The following is a 19,474-nucleotide window of genomic DNA, read 5'->3' on the forward strand; positions in this document are numbered from 1 at the left end:
GCCTCTTTTTTATGCCATTGTCCTAAAGTTGAAACAGGAGTAAAATGAGGACATATTCTTTTGAGAAAGCAGGAATTCCTTATTATGAAAAAAACTATTCTACTGCTGATGTCCGTCCAGTTTTTCGTTTACCTGGGGTTCGGCATTATCATACCGATTTTACCCGAAGTCATTGTTCAACAAGGCTATTCGGAAATCCATGTCGGTGGATTGATCACCATCTATGCCTTATCTTCTTTTTTCACCGCACCGCTGTGGGGGAGGCTTTCCGACAGAACCGGCCGCAAAAAGCTTATTCTTTTGGGATTAGCGGGATTCAGTCTAAGTTTCTTCCTGTTTTCACTGTTCCTTGATAACCTGGTGCTGTTGTATCTTTCACGCATTGTCGGAGGCTTGTTCTCTGGTGCGCTTTACACTGCGGTGACCGGCTACGTGGCTGATATCACCACCAATGAAGAACGCAATAAATACATGGGGCTTCTCGGCATGTCGATCGGCCTTGGCTTTATTTTCGGGCCAGCAATCGGCGGCTTGCTCGGGGCGGTTTCCCTGTCCTTGCCATTTACGGCTTCCGCCGTCCTCGTCCTTCTATTGATGGGCTATGCGAGCCTGGTCCTAAAAGAGCCTGTCCGCAAAGGCGAAGCAGTGAAACGCGCACTCCTGCCGAAAGGTTCCAGTACATTTTGGCAATTCCGCATCCGTTATCTGTTCCTGTTCTCCTTTATGGTGACATTTCTGCTGGCAGGATTGGAGTCGACTTTCCAGCTGTTCCAAATCGATCAGATTGAAATTACGCCGCTTCAGCTCGGCTATTTATTCATGGCGAGTGGATTTGTGGATGCCGTAATTCAAGGCGGTGTCGTACGCCGCATAAAAGACGGTACCGAAACCACATGGATCATCGGCGCACAAATTGTCACGGCTCTTGGTCTGGTGCTTCTGCCCTTTACCGGCAGCTTGATCTTTGCGGGTGTCGCTCTCAGCATCTTTACCGCCGGCAACGCGCTGGCGCGTACAGCGTTGGTGTCGCTGACGTCAAAAGAATCAGGCGGTAAATACGGTACTGCCGCAGGGATGACCTACTCAATGGACAACCTCGGCCGCATCATCGGGCCTTTGACCTTCACTTGGCTTTTGACGATGCAAGCCGGCAGCATCTATTATTTGTCAGCGGCTTTGGCGATCGCCAGCATCCTGCTGATTGTTTTGTATAAAGCTTCCAATAAGACTTTACGGACAACAGAAAAAGCCAGCGTTTCTGTTTGAACGCTGGTCTGTAGCTCTTAAGATGAATCAGCAAAGCATCGCTCTCAGCGATGCTTTTTTTTACAAAAAATGCCTCTGGCTTATCCGATGAAGAACAGGATCAACCAGAGGAGATGCAGAAGTAAAATGAAGGAATAGAGCGTGTTGACGAAAATCAGGCTGTAACGCCAGCTGTGGGATTGTATGCGGACGAAAGGCGTGTAGAGAAAACTGAAAAGGCAAAGTGATAACAACAGCTTCGTCATCAGGAGGGCAAAAGGAGAAAGGGATGCCAGTATTGGATTCGCTTCGGTTATGGCACCGAGTGAAAGCCCTACATAAGTCAATAATCCATCAAGAAAATTCAACACAACTAAGCTCCAGACATGCTTTTCCAACGGTTTATGCTGCTTACCTATCCTCATATCCTCACCTCATTTATCCCATCAGTCATATGTCCTTAGTAATGGGGTACCCACTTAACAGAATTTTTAGACAATAAAAGCAGGTATTTTGTCGTGCATTTTTTAAATACAGTGGTCGATTGAAGGGGAAATCCACAATAAAACAGACAGGCACCTTTTTAAAGTGCCTGTCTGTTTTGTTTACTCTATTCAATTTCTCTTATTTGTTTTAGGTTTACAGGGATTTGAACGGCTGCTTCCGCTTTTCTTGTTGTCCAGACTCCAGCGCCCAGCTCTTTGGGTCATAAGCCGGCCCTGCGGTACGGCAAAGAGCGCCGCTACGCCGGTCCGTCTTAGGCCCGGCAGAGCTACACGGGCGCGTCCGCTTTTCCTCATTGTCCAGACTCCAGCGCCCAGCTCTTTGGGTCATAAGCCGGCCCTGCTGTACGGCAAAGAGCGCCGCTTCGCCGGTCCGTCTTATGCCCGGCAGAGCTACACGGGCGCTTCCGCTTTTCCGCATTGTCCAGACTCCAGCAACCCGCCCCTCGAGTCGCTTCAGCCGTTCCAGCAATGGCAAAGAACGCCATTACCGGCACGGCTTCCCGCGCTTGTCGGAGCTTAACGGCTGCTTCCGCTTTTCTTGTTGTCCTGACTCCAGCGCCCAGCTCTTTGGGTCAGAAGCCGGCCCTGCTGTACGGCAAAGAGCGCCGCTTCGCCGGTCCGTCTTATGCCCGGCAGAGCTACACGGGCGCTTCCGCTTTTCCTCATTGTCCAGACTCCAGCAACCAGCCCCTCGAGTCGCTTCAGCCTTTCCAGCAATGGCAAAGAACGCCATTACCGGCAAGGCTTCCAGCGCTTGTCGGAGCTTAACGGCTGCTTCCGCTTTTCTCTAATAAGGCGAACCCCCATTTATGTGAAGGACCTGCCCTGTTACGTAGGAGGAATCATCGGAGGCTAAGTAGACATAGCCCGGCGCTAATTCGTCCGGCTGTCCTGGACGGCCCATCGGCGAACTGGTACCGAAGCCTTCTACCGTTTCAGCATCAAAAGATGCAGGAATCAACGGTGTCCAGATGGGGCCTGGCGCTACACCGTTTACTCGAATTCCTTCTTTTACAAGAGAAGCGGATAAGGCACGTGTGAAGGCCAGAATCGCTCCTTTTGTAGATGAATAATCGATCAGTGTCGGCTCTCCTCGGAAAGCCGTAATGGAAGTCGTGTTGATGATGGATGCTCCCGGCTTCAAGTGATCCAGTGCTGCTTTAGTCAAATGGAACATGCTGAAAATATTGGTGCGGAATGTCCGCTCCAGCTGTTCTGCTGTGATGTCCTTCAGAGACTGCTGGACATGCTGTTCTGCCGCGTTATTGACCAGCACATCCAGTTTGCCGAATTCATCGATCACTTTTCGGATTACTTCCTGGCAAAAAGACTCATCTCCGATATCTCCGGCAATCAGCAGACAGCGTCGCCCTTCCTGCTCGACGAATTTTTTGGTCTCTTCCGCATCTTCATGTTCATCAAGATAGGCAATGGCTACATCCGCTCCTTCTTTTGCAAACGCAAGAGCTATGGCGCGTCCAATCCCACTGTCTCCACCGGTGATCAACGCTGTTTTATCAGGCAGCCGGTGCGCCTTGCCGGCTAAATTCCCTTTAAAATCGGGTTTTGGATCCATTTCTGTCTCAAATCCCGGTTGCCGTTCCTGTTCCTGCGCTGGTACATTTTCTGGTTTGTTTTTCTCCATTGTCCTATCCCTCCAATTATTTTTTCAGATTGTTTTACGATTTTCCCTTATTCTTACAAACTAAACCTGGTCATAAAAAAAGCCAACGCCTCCAACTTACAGAGGTTCTGGCTGATTCGAAAGATTTTTTTGCAGTTCAGGATGCGCTTCTTTCAGGATAGACGGACGCATCAGATAGCTGGTCAACGCGATTAAACAAAGGCTGCTGGCACCTACAATATACTCTGCCGGTACCACATCATACAGCAAGCCGAACAGCAGATAACCGAGCGGCATCATGGCCATCGCCATCGATTCCAAAATCCCGAAGACGCGGCCCCGATACTCTTCCTCCACATCTTTCTGCATCATGACCCCAATCGGCGTGTTGACGAACACGTTGGTGATGCCGAAAGTCAGCATGAGCAGCAGGAAATAAACTACCGTTGCTCCATACGATAAGCCAATAATTAAAGGGACGCCCATCCCTGCAAGCAACACAGACATCGCCAATATCCCCCTTTTAGCAAACTGCAAAGGAAATTTCACTTCTTTGCTGATGGAGAAGTAAATGGAAGCAGCCAGCATCCCCACTGCAATCATCGCTTCAATCATCCCAAAATGGGTTGCTTCCACCTGCAATTGCTGAACTGCGATAAATGGCAGACCGATCATCAAAGATGAGAAAAAGAAATTGATGCCGATGGCAGTTGTCACAATCACCATGATCACGCGGTTCGATTTCAAATACGCAAAGCCTTCTTTCATTTCCGTCAGCATGGTCTTTTTCAATTCGTCCATCGCATTTTCACTCCGAACTGTGAAGAGCTTGAAATTCATCGTCGACTCCAGCAGGACCGCAACCGCATAGGCCGCCACTTGGATCAACAGAAAGACATTCATCGACACGAATCCAAAGAGGATTCCCCCGACCACAGGCCCGCCGATTGTGGCAATCGAAATCGCTGATTGGTTAAAGCCCATCGCCCGTTGAATGCGATCGGGGTCAATAAGGTTGGCAATTGCTGAAGAAAACGTAACGCTGGTGAACATGGAACTGATGGAAAGCAATGCGGTCGTTGTGTAGATGGCCGGCAACGACAAGCCGTTCATCAGACTGAAAATCAGCAAGCCTGCAACCGAAAGCATACTGGCTATTTGAGAGAAAATCACAATGGCTTTTTTCGAATACTTATCTGCGGCATATCCTGCAAACGGTGCCATCAACGACCTCGGCAGGATGCTGCAGATCAAGTTGATCGCAAAACTGGCCGCTGAACCCGTCAATGCCAATACATATAAACTGATGCCAAATGCGTAAACCGAGCTTCCGAATGTCGAAATCAATTTGCTGGCCGTAAACGTATACAGATGATAAGTGGCTTGTTTAATGCGCGTTGCCTCGTTCATGTTTTTCACTCCTCCAGTGAAAGTTTAATTTAATTAAACAAAATATAACATGGAGAAACTGGCAATGCAAGAGAAAGTTTAATATAATTAAACTAATGAAAGGACAGGTGAGAAAATGGCTACTTTAGGCGAACGCATCCGAAATTTACGCAAACAAAAAGGGTTGACCCTGCAAGCTTTGGCAGGTGATCAACTGACAAAAGGCATGCTGAGCTTGATTGAAAACAATAAGGCGAACCCTTCAATGGAGAGCCTTTCTTATATAGCAGATCGCTTGGAAGTGGACCGCAACGAACTGCTGGAAGACGTCCCAGCCAATGAATTGAGAAACTTGCTGGAAGAAGTTGAGCAGCTTTACACGCGGGAACTTATCAGTGATGAGCTGATTGCCAAGTACAAGGAAATTGCCGGAAAAATAAAGCCTTATTTGGAGAAGCTGCCTTTTCGCTATGAATCCGCACGGCTTCTCGATATCTACAGCCGCTGCAGCTACCATAGCAAGCAAAACGACTGGCAGGACCCACTCGCAAAAGCCGAGGAAATCTATGATAGCCTGCACATGATCAACCAAAGTGCAGACCTTCATATTTTCAGGGCAATGATGGCTTTCACGGAGCATCGTTACAAGGAAGCCCTTTCCATGATCCAAACATCCCGCAGCCTTTTTGAAGAGCGCGCTGGTGTGTTGGATCCATTGAAGAAATTGGATTTCGATTATTATGAGTCCATCCTTTACTCGGCTGTCGGAGATGGTGAAAACTCCAAGCGGTTGATGGAGGAAGCCATCACGTTCTCCAAAGAGCAGCAATTGTTTTACCGCATCGACGCGCTCTATCGCCTTGCCGGTTTCCAGGCGGTTTTAAACAGGGATATCGAAAATAAGGATCACTATATCGCTAAGCTTCGCCTGTTCGCTGATTTTACAGACGATGAAGAAATCGGGGCTTTCGCGGATGCCATTGAAATCCATTACTTGAACTCTTTTGCACATGACTACGAAAAAGCCAACGCCCTAATCGACCAGAACCTGGAAAAGCATCAGGAAGATAAAATCTTTTTATTCGCCTTGGAAAAAGGCAAGGCCTTGTACGGACTCGGTCAGCTGAAGGAAGCGTTAGGCTGGCTGAAAAAACATACGCTGTGGGAATTTCTGCACCACCCTTATGATTTGTCGCTGCATTATGAAAAAGATGCCTATCTGGCTTTGATTTACCTGGAACTTGGTAAAAAAGAACTGGCAGTAAAACATGCCACTCTCGCCAAAGACCTGATTGAACCAATGCCGGATCTGCCGCACAAACTCTTCATCTTGAAGGTCTATGAACAAGTGACTGCATAGCAAAAGCCCGCCATCACATATGGCGGGCTTTTTCAGTCGTATGGTAGCGTTGATAAATTTCATGGAATTCGAGGAATTGCTGCCAGTCCTTTTCGAATTCCGGCTGGATGCAAGAGATTTGAAACAAATCCCGGGCTTTTAAATAGCCGCTCGCCGAATGGAGCTCAAATCCGGAAAGGTGGGCGTCCTGTGCCAAGAAACCGGTCTCTTCTTCCGCTTCAAAAGTCCGGGACGTCGGATAGCCGGCTGCGAGAGCTGGCCAGTCCTTCGTATCTTCCAAAAGTTTTCTGAAACGTTCATCCAAAAGTTTATAGCGCTCGGGATAAGCGCTCAATGCACGCTTCATGCTCTCCAACACACTTGAAGGAAACGTAAAAGGCACACCTTCAGCATAAAGACCCAAATCCAAATAGCTTGGCAGCTTGCTATCCGGCGTAATCTCGTGATGCGCAAAAACAATGGCGATTCCGCTCATCGTTCCGACCGCTTTTCCGCTCGCCGCTGTCGCCAACCAGACATCCCTCAAGGAAAATGGCAATGCACCAAAACTGCTGATGCAGTCGAGGCATAACCGGATTCCCTGTTGTGCGCAAAGATCCGCTAAGGCGCGAAAATCGTTGATTTGCCCGGTCGAAGTTTCGCCATGGACCATCAGCACCCATCCATAGTCTCCAGTTTCCAGCTGTTCTGTTGTCTTTTTAAAATTGAAAGCCTGGCCCCATGGTGCGTTATCCACCGTGTAATCCAAGCCAAGACGTTCTGCCTGGTTGACCAGCCTTCTGCCGAATTCGCCATTCACCAAAATCAGGCCTTTGGAATCCAGCCGCTTGATTTGCGCAAGCATCGCTTCATTGGCCAAGGTTCCACTTCCAGCCAGTAAGTAAGGCGTGGATTCCGCCATTTCAACGAGCAGGCGGTCGACGCCTTGTCGAACTTCATGGAAAGCCGCGGACCGATGGGAAATGGGTGACTCCTGGAACGGCGCTGCGAGCTGCTCAGTCAACGCAACAGGACCTGGCACGAACAGCCGGCGTTTTCCCTGAAGCCTTGCCGCCACAGAGTTGCTGTACTGCCGGCGGGTGGTGACCATCGGAATGAATACAGCTTCACCTGTACCCATCGGCTCGGCAAACGGACGGAAGCCTAACTGGCCATATAATTTCAATTGGCGGGTAGTGCCGGAAATGATTGCAGATTCAAAGCCCTGTTCCAGACAAAAATCGGATAATGCCCGGGCCAAAAGAAAAAATACACGTCCATTGCGATGCGCTTTACGGACAGCCAACAGGCGGATTTCACAGACTTCCCCAATATCCTGCAAAAAACCCTCCACTTTCCCAATCTTCAGATCCAGGGAGAAAGGCCGTTCAGACCGTAGCGCAATCATCCCCACTACTTCCATTCCCGATAGGACAATCAAATACATGTTCTGCTCATGAAATCGATCGGTACGCATGCCACTGCCATCGGCCTCGTGCTGTGGAATCTCTTCGACAAAAGTTTCATAGTTCAGCCGCGCAATTTCATCGAACTCCGTTTTTGTTCGGGCAATCTTGCACCAATACACAATTGTCCGCCCCCTTCACTTCCTGAATGCATCTTCTACTAGGTAAAGACTTAAATCGATCTCAACAGGTTCCCCGAGCGCCAGCTTTGCCAGCTGGCCACCCAGATAAGGGCCCGCCGTCAGACCTGATGCCCCGAGGCCGTTCGCCGCAAAGAAGTTGGGTTGCCCGGGAACTTGGCCGATAAACGGCAGCGCGCTGGTCGTAGCTGGCCGAAAGCCGGTCGCCGCACCGGCGATTTCCGCCTTCCCGAGACCCGGAGCCGCTTCCAGTGTTTTGTCCAGAATGTGGTGCATGCCCTCTGCTGTCAGCTTGTCGTCAAAACCGGCGCCATTTTCATGCGTCGCCCCCGCAACGATCCGGCCCTCATCAAACGGGACAATATATTGTCCATAAGGCACCATAGCAACCGGCCACTTGCCGGTCTGCTGTCCTTCCGCCTGCAAATGAAGAATTTGGGCTTTTTGCGGAACAATATCGAGATCCAATCCTAAAGGTTTGAATAAGTCCGCTGCCCAGGCGCCTCCTGTCGAAATGACCCGATCCGCCAGCAAATCCTCGGCGTCTATTGTCACTCCGATAACTTGCGATTCCTCAATCAACAGTTCAGCATTGCCCACCAGTTTTTTTGCCCCCAATTTGACGGCAGCAGAAATCAACGCATCGCGGATTGCCCGGCCATCGACACGGGCAGCCCCACTGACCCATAATGACCCATACTCTTCTGTTGCAAATGGGAAAAGCTCTCTTGTTTCATCTGGAGACAACCGCTTGATATCCCCCATTTCCGGAGCATCCAATCGCCGTTCATAAGCCTTCTGCTCCATCTTATCCAGCTTGCTGTCTTCATGGATGCTGACAATGCCGACTTGCTTATAACCTGTATCCGTCTCCCCTAAAGCTTCCAGCTCCCGAATCAAGTCCGGGTAGTACTTGGCACCATTTTTCGCCAGGCCATACCAGGCTTTGTTTCTTCGCTGTGAGATCCATGGACAGACGATTCCTGCTGCCGCTCCTGTTGCCTGTCCTTTATCGCCCCGATCAACCAACACCACCGATGCTCCTGCCTTTGCCGCATGATATGCAGCAGAGGCCCCTAATATTCCTGATCCGATAATTATCAATGATTTCATTTAAACACCCAGTTTCAAAAAGTCTCGTGTCTTCATTCTAATCGAGTCAGCGAAGAGACTCAAACCCATTTCGTGAATTTAGCAGCCACCGGATTTGAATTTCGGTTTTGGGGGTAAAGCATAGAATAGAAAGTCAGCGGAAGTCTACAGGAGGAGGAATCAGTTTTATGGAAAGAAGTTCAGCAACCGAAAGTATCTTGCCTATGACATCCATTCGAAGTGGATCAGGGATTGAGTTGACCCCCGATGTTTACTGTTATACCGTACAGATCGCAAATGTCTTCTTTATCGGAAATCCGGAAGTCAGCAATGAATGGGTATTGGTCGATGCCGGTATGCCGCATTCCACGAACAAAATTCTTAAGGCCGCGGAAAACCGCTTCGGACCAGACCACCAGTTGAAAGCGATCATTCTGACACACGGCCATTTCGACCATGTTGGCAGCCTAATCGACATCTTGGAGCAATACAAAGTTCCGGTCTATGCTCATCCGCTCGAATTCCCATACTTGACAGGCGCAACCGATTATCCACAACCCGATACTTCTGTTCAAGGCGGCATGGTAGCCAAAATGTCCGGGATTTTCCCTGTCAAAGCCATCGACATCTCTGCGCATCTTCACGAGCTGCCCTCAGATGGCAGTGTACCGGGAATGCCGGGATGGCAATGGCTTCATACGCCTGGACATTCAGAAGGCCATGTCTCGCTGTTCAGGGAGCAGGGCCGCGTCCTGATTGCCGGAGACGCTTTTGTTACAGTGAAACAGGATTCACTCTATAAAGTGCTGCGCCAGAAAAAAGCCATTCATGGGCCGCCGGTCTATTTGACAACAAACTGGCGAGCCGCCTGGGAATCGGTTTGCAAGCTGGCGGATCTTGAGCCTTCCATTGCTGCAACAGGACATGGCAAACCCGTAAAAGGAGCAGCACTGGCCAAGGGACTGGTTTCCCTGGCCGAGAACTTCCAGGAAGAAGCTGTCCCAGCGCACGGAAAATACGTTCATACCAAATAAAAGTGTTGTCCAGCAAGAAACAGCGGGTTTTACAGTCCGGTGTTTCTTGCTGGTTTTTATGTAATTTCAAATGAAGGAAAATTCAAAATACGATGTTTAGATTTATTTTAGACGGGTATACTAATTAAGCGGTCTCTGTTTACTAAGAGCCTAAGTACGATAAAAAGGAGTTGAGCTTTGATGAATAAAAAAGCATTGTTTATTTCGGATCATGGTGATCCTTTAGCGAAACTCGGTGGCAAACAAGCGGGTGGACAAAATAATTATGTAAAACAATTAGCGCTTGCATTAGAAGATAAAGGTTGGCAAGTTGATGTCGCTACGCATTGGTGCGATTCTTCAGCTCCTCAAATAGAGACATTCGGAAACACATGCCGTGTCATCAGACTTGAAGCCGGCCATAGAGGATTCGTTTCGAAAGATGAAATGTATTCCATGCTTCCAGCTTTTTATGAAGAACTGAAAACTACATTGACCCTTGATTCCTATGATATTGTTCATACGCATTATTGGCTGTCAGGCTTAATCGGCAAAAAACTGAAGAAAGACTTTGGCCTGCCATATGTGCATACCGCACACTCACTTGGATGGGCAAAAGAAAAAGCAACAGGAGTTCATGATCAGCGCCGCATCAATGCGGAAAAAGCAATTTTGAAAAACGCCGATCAGGTATTGGCTACCACCAATAACGAAAAACAATTGATCAAAACTTTTGTTGATTCTCCTTCTCCCATCAAAGTTATCCCCATCGGAGTAGACCAGGCATTCAAAGTGCGTGGCAACCGGACACATTTACGCAGAAAATTCGGCTACAATAACCCTCTCTTTGTCTTTGCCGGGAGACTGGAAGTAACCAAAGGCATTTTCACTTTATTGAGAGCTTTTCAATTGCTGGCAGAAAGAACCGACTCTTCCAATACTCCACACCTGATCATCGCAGGCGGAGATGCAGAATCCATCGATATGGAAACCAAATTGCCTAAAGACACAAAATTACGGGAAGCCCTGCGAGGCATTGAAGATCGGGTCGAGTTCCTGGGACCACAATCTCAAGACGAATTGGCTTTGTTATTCAATTCTGCAACCGCAACGATTGTACCAAGTTTCTACGAATCTTTCGGAATGGTCGCTGCAGAAGCACAGGCTTGCGGCAGTCCTGTCATCGCGTCAGACGTCGGCGGATTGAAGAACGTTGTGCAGGACGGCATTACCGGCCTATTGGTTGAAACAAAAAATGAAATCGATTTGGCAATCGCGATGGAAGTCCTATCAGCGAATACGCTGTTGACGGAACGCCTAAGCCGTCAAGCGGTAAAGATTGCACGTAAAGATTTCGACTGGGATTCCATTTCCAAACGGATAAATTCATTGTATGAGGTGATCATCGGTGCACGGAGCAACGCATTTGTTAGCAACAGATTTGGACGGGACATTGGTCGGCGATAAAAGCAGCTTAGAGGCGCTGCTGGATTTTTACGGCAGCCAGACCTATGAGGTTTCTCTGGTTTACATTACCGGGCGCCATTATCAATCCGCTTTGTCTCTTATAGAAGAAGAAAATTTACCAGTTCCCGACGTGCTGATTACAGACGTGGGAACTGGCATATACATAGGCGATCGTTTGGAGCCAGACCTGGAGTGGAGCAGACGGCTGGAAAAATCCTGGACGCCTGAAAAAATAGAGTCTATCGCGAGCGAGGTTCCGGGTCTTACCTCACAGGATTTGCCCATCACCAATCGTTGTTCGTATTTCGCTTCCGACTCTACTATTGTGGAGACTTTTCGATCAAAGTTGACCAAAGCCGGAATTCCATACAAATTGATCTACAGTGGCGGTCGGGATGTCGATATTCTTCCAGCCGAAAGCGGCAAAGGGCAGGCTCTCCAGTACATCCTGGATAAATACAAGTTGTCAGAAGCCAAGTTGTTGGTAGCCGGCGATTCCGGGAACGACGTCGAAATGTTGACGCTGGGCTTTCCTTCTGTCATTGTCGGCAATGCCCAGCCTGAGTTGCTTGAACAGCCCGAACATCCGTCCATCTACCGGGCCAAGCAGAAGTTTGCAGGCGGCATCCATGAAGCATGGAGCCATTTCCATACGGATTAACCCCCTCCCCCTTTGAGCATGAAAAACCTGTTCAAAGGGGTTATTTTCTCTTCAAATGATGAGTTTACGGGTAATCGTTTGTTTTTTTGCCTATATGGTTTATATTTAGTAGGAAGCCGTTTTATAATCAAAAGATTTTGCGTACATAAAATCAGTTAACGTCAATCCATAACAGGAGGAAATTGAGATGAGCAAAGTTTCGAATCTACAAAAAGAGTCCTTGGTTATGCTAAAAGAAACTAGCCGGACCTTTTTCATCCCAATCAGCTTTTTGGAACCTACTTTAAAGAAGACTGTCGGCTCCGCTTATCTTTGTATGCGGGCAATTGATGAAATTGAAGACCACCCAGAGCTTGAGGACCAGATAAAGATCAACTTGCTGAGCAGCATTCAACAGATGTTGGCAACAGAGTTTGATGAGGCACGTTATTTGGAACTTGTGACTCCTTACGAACACCTCCTTCCACCTGTCACTATGCGCTTAGCTGACTGGATCAGCGTGTGCCCCGAAGAGATAAAAGGAAAAGTGATGGAATCCACCGCCATTATGGCTGGCGGCATGTCCAAATGGGTTGAAAAAGACTGGGTCATCAAAACAAAAGAAGATCTGGATGAATACACGTATTACGTAGCCGGTCTGGTCGGCACGATGCTCTCAGACATCTGGCACTGGTTTGACGGAACGGAAACTGACCCTGATCATGCCATCGCTTTCGGCCGCGGGCTGCAGGCAGTCAATATGCTGCGGAATTACGACGAAGATTTTGAGCGGGGCGTGACATTCGTACCGGAAGGCTGGACGCGTGAAGATATGTTCAACTACGCTAAAGACAATTTGGCGAAAGCCGACCTGTACGTCAAACCAATCAAGAACAAGCGAATATTGATGTTCTGTAAAGTTCCTTTGGCGTTAGCCCACAGCACATTAAAAGCATTGAAATCCGGAAAAGAAAAGATGAGCCGCCAGGAAGTGGAAGGCATCGTCGAACAATTAAAACAAGAAGAACACTTACGTTAAGATTTCCGGCCTTGATTTTACAAAGAGGCCGGATTTTTTAAATTCAAGCTCTTATTTAAGTTAGGAAAGACATTGCCCCCCCCTTTTTTTTTGATATTGCTGTCCATTGGAGAACATCCACTGCCTTGCATTCTATCCTTTAGCCAAACAATGGTAAAATAGAAATGCGTCTATGCATTGGATCTTTTGCAGGAAGAGGCTGTACGTTGATGCAACAATTCAATGCGAATACTCATCGGAGAGACTGGAAGAAATTGATTTTCTTGGTTCGCTTTGGTGATCGAAGATTTATAAGTTAGGAGAATTCCAATGACTGTAACCATTTTCAGTGTTTTAACAGCCGCGATCTTCATATTCAATATCGCGCTTGCAGCGGCGCTGGTTTTTCTAGAAAGACGAGATGCCTCTTCTACGTGGGCATGGCTGTTGGTCTTGTTTTTCATCCCTATTTTCGGGTTCTTCATTTATCTTCTTTTAGGAAGACAATTGCGAAAAAAAACACTTTTCAAATGGGAAGGCAGCAGACGGATCGGGATTGAAAGCCGGATTGCACACCAAATGAATGAATTGAACGACGAGACCTTTGAGTTCAAAGATTCCAACGCCAAAAACTATACGGATCTGGTTTATCTGCATCTGCGCAATAACGGTGCTTTACTGACCCAGGATAACAGCGTCCAAATTTTTAATGATGGACGAAAAAAGTTCGATTCCCTTATCCAGGACATTGAAAATGCCACCCACCACATTCACATTCAGTACTATATTTTCCGATTGGATGAACTGGGCACCCGAATTGTCGATGCATTGACCCTCAAGGCAAAAGAAGGCATTAAGGTTCGGTTACTGTATGACGACATGGGCTCCAGAAGCTTAAGTAAACGGCATTTTAAAGGCCTTATAGAAGCCGGAGGAGAAGTCGAAACTTTCTTCCCCTCAATTTTACCAATCATTAACCCACGGCTGAATTACCGAAATCACCGGAAAATCGTCGTAATCGATGGGCAAATCGGTTATATCGGCGGCTTTAATGTTGGGGATGAGTATATTGGGCTGAGCCGGAAATTCGGTTATTGGCGGGATACGCATCTGCGCATCCAAGGCAGTGCCTTGTATCCTTTACAGACACGCTTCATCCGGGATTGGAACCAGGCTTCTACACGCCATGATATTGAATACCATGAATCGTTCTTCCCGCTAAAGCAGGAAAAAGGAAACACATCGATGCAGATTGTCTCCAGCGGACCGGATGAGGAATGGGAGCAAATCAAAGATGGTTATTTGAAGCTGATTAACTTAGCAAGAGAGTATATTTACATACAGACCCCTTACTTCATACCAGACGCCAGTTTTTACGATGCTATACGCATCGCAACTTTGTCGGGCATCGATGTGCGCATCATGATCCCCAACAAGCCCGATCATCCATTCGTCTACTGGGCAACCTACTCATACGCCGGCCAAATGTTGAGAGCTGGAGCCCGCGTCTTCATCTACGACAACGGCTTTTTGCACACCAAGATGATTGTCATCGACAATAAGGCATCCACGGTCGGTACGGCCAATATTGATGTCAGAAGCTTTAAATTGAATTTTGAAGTGAACGCCTTTATTTATGATGAAAAAGTATCCACAGATCTTGCAGAACTCTTTTACCGGGATATGAAGCTTTCAACCGAATTGACTTATATGATGTATTTAGATCGCACCCGTATGATCAAAACCAAAGAATCCATCGCCCGTTTGCTGGCACCTATTCTGTGACAAATAATAAGAACTCTCCAAGGTATTTATGTCCATAGAAAAACGTCTCCGAATAAAACCGGAGACGTTTTTTATTTTACTGAACCCCTAAATACTCTTCCAGGGTAATGCCTTTTTGATGAATATCTGCAGCAACATCTTTTCCTACGTAGCGGAAATGCCAGGACTCATGCATATAGCCCGTGATGTGTTCACTGCCTTCTGGATAACGAAGGATAAATCCGTACGCATGCGCATTGGCTGCCAACCATTTGCCACCCTTTGTATCACCAAATGAGGCAGAAGCCCAGTGCTGTTCTTTTCCGGCTTCGCCGATATCAAACGCAAGACCTGTCTGGTGCTCTGAGTATCCAGGGCGTGCACTGTATCGATCCGCCGCTTCCTGGCCATCCTTTGCTGTATAGCCTTCGTATAGTTGTTTTTGCCGTGCAAAATCGCGATAGGTACTGAACGCTGATAAGTTGAGGCCATTTTCAGCCGCCGCCGCTTTCATGGTTTCAAAAGCTGCACGCGCTTCCGGCACTTCTCCCGGCGCGTATGTTGCAGGCAACGGGTGCTGCTTATTTGCCAGCAGGACGCCATTGATCACGGTCGGTGCTTCAGGCAAAGCACTGTCTGCCGGATAAATCGTCGCATCCGTTTTTTCTTCTGCAGCCGGTTCCTCTTCTACACTTGTCTCCGTTTCTTCAGGTTCAACCGGCATCGCCGCTTCCTCCTTCGGTGCTTCTGTAGCAGTTTCTTCGATTGCCACAGCTTCCGCCAATGCTCTCATGCTTTGTTCAACATTCCAGTCATGTATATAAAACCACATTGCTGCTAAAGCAGCCATAATTGCTGACAAACTGATCACCATCCATTTACGATATAACTTTTTATTAGCTTGTTTTCCTTTATCTATAAACTTCATGCCAAGGCCTTCCTTCTATCAACGTCTTTATTATTCTACCATTCTTATCGGTGAATTTCTCCCTTTAACAGGCAGCGCTTTTTTCTGTGCATTCGTCCTATTTCAAGAGTTGAAGACAACTCTTGAAACACAAACAGTCTATTTTGTCTTAAGTCATTCAGATTTCGGAATAATGGAACTATTAACCATAAATAAACTTCTTTTATATTAACTCATTACCCCCATAAGGCATACGCTTTTTACGAAAAAATAAGTATAAACGCATAAGGAGATGGAAACATTGAATCGAATATCGGAACGTGATATCCAAGCCTTAATGAATCAATTGGATACACTACTGGAAGAACGAATGAAAGAAAAGCACGAATATATAAAAACAGCGCAATCTCAATAAATGAGATCGCGCTGTTTTTTCGTCTACACTAAAATAGTCGCTAACACGACAAAAAACAATAAACCAAAAATAATGGACATGCCCAGCATCCACTTGGCTTCCCGGTGCATCCCTTGCGCCTTCATGTGGCGGTACCGGAAACTGTTTGTCAGAACGAACAATAAGGTCATGAACAAGACCGCTACTTCCAGGTAGCCGAATATCAAGCAGGTCAACGCAGTGATACTCAAAAGTGCAATTCCGATTCCTTGCAGAAGTTTCATATTCATGCAGCTATCCCCCAATAAAGAAAGCCGGCAATAACTGCCGGCTCCTTCTGTATTATTTCTTCTCTTCTACTGCTTCAAGTGCTTTTTCTGGATGGTTCGAATAGAATTTACGGCCAATGAAAGTTTGGATAATCAACAAGATCCCTCCGACTGCCCAGTAAACCGGTAAAGCTGCCATCGATGTGAATGAAATGAACATGATCATGATTGGAGAAATGTAAACGAATAGTTTCATCTGTTTTTGCTGCTGTTCAGGCATTGTCCATAAAGAAACTTTTGCCTGGAAGAAGTAAACTGCTCCAGCAATCAAGGTCATGATCACATCGGGCGACCCGAGATTAAACCAAAGGAACTCGTGGGAACGGACATCCGGTGAGTAAAGAATCGCAAAATAAAGGCCCATGATGATCGGCATTTGGATAACGACAGGCAAACAACCCATGTTCAACGGGTTCACTTCGTGCTTCTTGTAAAGCCCCATCATTTCCTGCTGCAGTTTCATCTGTTCTTCTTTATCTTTTGTTTCTTTCAAACGCTTTTGGATATCTTCCATTTCAGGGCGCATCTTATCCATTTTCACTTTCATACCTTGCTGGCGTTTATATGTGCGCAGCATGAAAGGCATCAATACTAAACGGATGATAATTGTAATGACAACAATGGCCATGCCGTAGCTGCCGCCGAACAATCCACCTAAATAATCCAACGAGAAATCAAATGGTTTAACAAAGATGGAATAGAAGAACCCTTCCTTGTTTTCAACAGCCGAACAACCACTCAATAGAACAACGGCTGTCGCCATCATCATTAATAATGTAATTTTCTTTTTCAAATTAGTCACCTTCACCTTTTTCAACTACTAAGAAGTATAACGATAAGCGCTGGAAAATTCAATCCATGGAGGGAACACTATTGGATTTTTTAAGTTTTGTGACAAAATTACGGCACCCCATTTGCTCAATCAAGATGGAAAGTAAGCAAGAAAAAAAGGAGAATTGCTTCTCCTTACTTGGCATTCGGCAACGTATAGCGGAAATACGGAATGTGTTGGCTGTCACGGAATTGCTTCGGTGTAACGGCAGTATACTTTTTAAAGATCCGTGTAAAATAACTTTGGTTACAGAAATGGAATTGCTTCGAAATATCTGAAATCCCTTTATCCGAGTGGCGAAGATAATATTGGGATTCTTCCACACGACGTACATTCAAATATTCAACAAGCGTAATGCCGGCATGTTCTCTGAAGATGCGGGATAAATGGCTTGTCGAAATGTTGAAATGCTTGGCAATTTCTTCAACTGACAAATCGCGCTCCACTTCGTCGTTGATGTAGATGACAACTTTGTTGACAGTTTGATGTCCAAAAGAAGGCTGTTTGCGTTCTGAAATAATCGACACAAAGAATTCGATCAATTCATCTGCCACAAACATGAATTCAGAATCATTCATATGCTTGTCCACTAATTCCACACACGCTGAATTGAAAGCAAATGCTTTTTTGGGCGGTACACGCATTTCGTAAAGTTTGCGTGCCATAACGGAAGATAGGATGATGTAGTAATTGCGGATAGAACGGATGATGTCTTTTTCCGAACGGAGTGAGAGCATATCGATCAATTCTCTCAAGGTCTCTTTTGCACGTTCTTTTTCAAGGTGATGAATTTCATACATCAATTGTGTTTCAATTTCAAAAAATCTATCCAACCCTTCAATTTGGTTTAAATTTTCTGTTTCGTTCATAAATATTTTCGAAATGGTTTCTTGAATGGATGGCGCTGTAATAATATTCATGGGTTCCCCGTCTTTCTTTATCCAAGTTTTTGCAGCATTCCCTCAACTATATACTGAAATACCACAAAATAATAGAGTTACGCTTCTGTTTTTGTAATTTTTTTGTGTAATTTGCTCTAGTACTTAATTCCTTTTCTTATGCCATCAGTAACATTTTAATACAAAATTTATACTATACATAACGAAATAGCTTGAAAAAGGTTTCATTTTTACTTCATAAAACTCAATTTTAACAGGAATCCAAAACAAACCCTAGAAATAAGACAGTTTGCTTTAAATTCCTGTTTGGCGATCAATTAAGGTGAGCTAAGAGAAATCAACTTTTATGCATCGCTTCAAAAAGTGGAAAAATCCCCCACTCTATTAAACCTTGTACAAAATGGCGATCTTTCAAGCTCAACTTTTATAATACAATATTTTCTCTGTTATTCATCTTTGTCCGGCGGAATAAGCGCACGGATATGGCGAGGCAGAATTTCGATGACAAAAGGCGTCATACAACCTTCATCCCCATCAATATTACAAGATAATGGTTCCGTTGTTTTTATGGAAACTTTTGTCGTATGAACCGCTTCCACTGCCGGGTCTTCTTCCAGCTTGCCTCTTAAAACTGAAGTTGCAATACGGACAAAAGCAGGCAACGCTGCATTCTTCACAATATACAGATGCAGCAAACCATCATCCGTCAGGGCTTCTGGCGCTAATTTTTCAAAACCGCCTACTGAATTTGTTAAAGCGACCAATACCAGTTTTGCTTCTCCAGACCACACGCCGTGATCATGTTCAATTTCAAAATAAGTTTCTGTATCCGCCGTAATGGCTTTGACCCCTTCAATGAAATAAGCCAATGCCCCTAATTTCGTTTTCTGCTCCGGATCCACGTCGTATGTGGATTCCGCAATATCTCCGATTGCCAGTATATTCATGAAGAAATGTTTGCCGACTTTGGCAATATCCACCCGTTTTTCATAGCCGGTTCTAAGTGCTTCAATAGCTTCGGGCGGATCCAGGGAAATTCCTAACGCCCGCGCGAAATCATTGACTGTGCCAAGCGGAATCAAAGAAAATAAAGGCTCATGCGGCTGTTCCGCAATTCCGGACACCGCTTCGTTGATTGTTCCGTCGCCACCCATCGCTACAACAAAGTCGTATTTCTTTTCACATGCTTCAGTGGCAAAATGTGTCGCATCCTTTGCCTTTTGTGTTTCTCTTGTATCAACCTCATAACCCATTGAAGCGAGCGTTTCTTCCACCTGCCCACGATACTCGGAAGCGCGTTCTTTTCCGGCAGACGGATTCAGTATAAACATTGCTTTTTTCATCATCAGACCTCCGATGGTATAATACATCTATAATTATCTTTACTCTTGTATCAGGATGAACAAAAGG

Annotated in this window: 18 protein-coding genes; 8 read left to right on the forward strand and 10 right to left on the reverse strand. The window is 46.2% G+C overall.

What is annotated here, in order from left to right; translation table 11 throughout:
* Positions 1-84: 84 nt before the first annotated feature.
* Positions 85-1,266: an MFS transporter gene (locus K8U60_RS08150; protein ID WP_223636889.1), complete on the forward strand. Its 1,182-nt coding sequence runs from the start codon at positions 85-87 to the stop codon at positions 1,264-1,266.
* Positions 1,267-1,346: 80 nt separating this feature from the next.
* Here the strand turns inward: K8U60_RS08150 and K8U60_RS08155 are convergent, their stop codons facing one another.
* Positions 1,347-1,670 carry a DUF5658 family protein gene (locus tag K8U60_RS08155; RefSeq protein ID WP_223636892.1) on the reverse strand — a complete coding sequence of 108 codons (324 nt, stop codon included), beginning with the start codon at positions 1,668-1,670 and terminating at the stop codon, positions 1,347-1,349.
* 549 nt (positions 1,671-2,219) lie between these two features.
* On the opposite strand from K8U60_RS08155, the gene K8U60_RS08160 reads away from it, so the two are divergent.
* Positions 2,220-2,519 carry a hypothetical protein gene (locus tag K8U60_RS08160; RefSeq protein WP_223636895.1) on the forward strand — a complete coding sequence of 100 codons (300 nt, stop codon included), beginning with the start codon at positions 2,220-2,222 and terminating at the stop codon, positions 2,517-2,519.
* A 19-nt stretch (positions 2,520-2,538) separates the two neighbouring features.
* On the opposite strand, the gene K8U60_RS08165 is transcribed toward K8U60_RS08160, so the two are convergent.
* Both K8U60_RS08165 and K8U60_RS08170 read right to left on the reverse strand, forming a co-directional pair.
* On the reverse strand, positions 2,539-3,396 hold the full coding sequence (locus K8U60_RS08165) for an SDR family oxidoreductase (protein WP_223636898.1): 858 nt from the start codon (positions 3,394-3,396) through the stop codon (positions 2,539-2,541).
* A 96-nt stretch (positions 3,397-3,492) separates the two neighbouring features.
* On the reverse strand, positions 3,493-4,785 hold the full coding sequence (locus K8U60_RS08170) for an MFS transporter (protein ID WP_223636900.1): 1,293 nt from the start codon (positions 4,783-4,785) through the stop codon (positions 3,493-3,495).
* Positions 4,786-4,900: 115 nt separating this feature from the next.
* Here K8U60_RS08170 and K8U60_RS08175 point away from each other — a divergent pair, with 115 nt between their 5' ends.
* Entirely contained in the window at positions 4,901-6,124 is a 1,224-nt protein-coding gene (locus K8U60_RS08175; RefSeq protein WP_223636903.1) for a helix-turn-helix domain-containing protein, read from the forward strand.
* Positions 6,125-6,137: 13 nt separating this feature from the next.
* Here the strand turns inward: K8U60_RS08175 and K8U60_RS08180 are convergent, their stop codons facing one another.
* A complete protein-coding gene (locus K8U60_RS08180) occupies positions 6,138-7,691 on the reverse strand; it encodes a GNAT family N-acetyltransferase (RefSeq protein ID WP_223636906.1) in 1,554 nt (517 codons plus the stop codon).
* A 15-nt stretch (positions 7,692-7,706) separates the two neighbouring features.
* On the reverse strand, positions 7,707-8,822 hold the full coding sequence (locus tag K8U60_RS08185) for an NAD(P)/FAD-dependent oxidoreductase (protein ID WP_223636909.1): 1,116 nt from the start codon (positions 8,820-8,822) through the stop codon (positions 7,707-7,709).
* Positions 8,823-8,989: 167 nt separating this feature from the next.
* On the opposite strand from K8U60_RS08185, the gene K8U60_RS08190 reads away from it, so the two are divergent.
* From K8U60_RS08190 to cls, 5 genes are all read left to right on the forward strand, one after another.
* The gene (locus K8U60_RS08190) at positions 8,990-9,835 is read left to right on the forward strand and encodes an MBL fold metallo-hydrolase (RefSeq protein ID WP_223636912.1); all 846 of its coding nucleotides are present in this window, start codon (positions 8,990-8,992) and stop codon (positions 9,833-9,835) included.
* 180 nt (positions 9,836-10,015) lie between these two features.
* Positions 10,016-11,281 carry a glycosyltransferase gene (locus K8U60_RS08195; protein ID WP_223636915.1) on the forward strand — a complete coding sequence of 422 codons (1,266 nt, stop codon included), beginning with the start codon at positions 10,016-10,018 and terminating at the stop codon, positions 11,279-11,281.
* Positions 11,241-11,942 carry an HAD family hydrolase gene (locus K8U60_RS08200; RefSeq protein ID WP_263298616.1) on the forward strand — a complete coding sequence of 234 codons (702 nt, stop codon included), beginning with the start codon at positions 11,241-11,243 and terminating at the stop codon, positions 11,940-11,942. Before K8U60_RS08195 ends, K8U60_RS08200 begins: the two co-directional genes overlap by 41 nt.
* A 187-nt stretch (positions 11,943-12,129) precedes the next feature.
* On the forward strand, positions 12,130-12,960 hold the full coding sequence (locus tag K8U60_RS08205; RefSeq protein WP_223636921.1) for a squalene/phytoene synthase family protein: 831 nt from the start codon (positions 12,130-12,132) through the stop codon (positions 12,958-12,960).
* A gap of 309 nt (positions 12,961-13,269) precedes the next feature.
* Positions 13,270-14,724 (forward strand): cardiolipin synthase, encoded by a 1,455-nt coding sequence (cls, locus tag K8U60_RS08210; RefSeq protein ID WP_223636924.1) that lies wholly within the window; start codon positions 13,270-13,272, stop codon positions 14,722-14,724.
* Between the two features lie 76 nt (positions 14,725-14,800).
* On the opposite strand, the gene K8U60_RS08215 is transcribed toward cls, so the two are convergent.
* The 5 genes from K8U60_RS08215 to K8U60_RS08235 all read right to left on the reverse strand — a co-directional run bounded on the left by K8U60_RS08215 (position 14,801) and on the right by K8U60_RS08235 (position 19,407).
* On the reverse strand, positions 14,801-15,631 hold the full coding sequence (locus K8U60_RS08215) for a M15 family metallopeptidase (protein ID WP_223636927.1): 831 nt from the start codon (positions 15,629-15,631) through the stop codon (positions 14,801-14,803).
* 417 nt (positions 15,632-16,048) lie between these two features.
* The gene (locus K8U60_RS08220) at positions 16,049-16,294 is read right to left on the reverse strand and encodes a hypothetical protein (RefSeq protein ID WP_223636930.1); all 246 of its coding nucleotides are present in this window, start codon (positions 16,292-16,294) and stop codon (positions 16,049-16,051) included.
* Positions 16,295-16,346: 52 nt separating this feature from the next.
* On the reverse strand, positions 16,347-17,126 hold the full coding sequence (gene yidC / locus K8U60_RS08225) for a membrane protein insertase YidC (protein ID WP_223636933.1): 780 nt from the start codon (positions 17,124-17,126) through the stop codon (positions 16,347-16,349).
* Positions 17,127-17,299: 173 nt separating this feature from the next.
* Positions 17,300-18,085 carry a helix-turn-helix domain-containing protein gene (locus K8U60_RS08230; RefSeq protein ID WP_223636935.1) on the reverse strand — a complete coding sequence of 262 codons (786 nt, stop codon included), beginning with the start codon at positions 18,083-18,085 and terminating at the stop codon, positions 17,300-17,302.
* A 425-nt stretch (positions 18,086-18,510) separates the two neighbouring features.
* Entirely contained in the window at positions 18,511-19,407 is an 897-nt protein-coding gene (locus tag K8U60_RS08235; protein WP_223636937.1) for a diacylglycerol/lipid kinase family protein, read from the reverse strand.
* Positions 19,408-19,474 lie beyond the last annotated feature (67 nt).

Source organism: Planococcus circulans (assembly GCF_020023385.1).
Lineage (GTDB): Bacteria > Bacillota > Bacilli > Bacillales_A > Planococcaceae > Planococcus.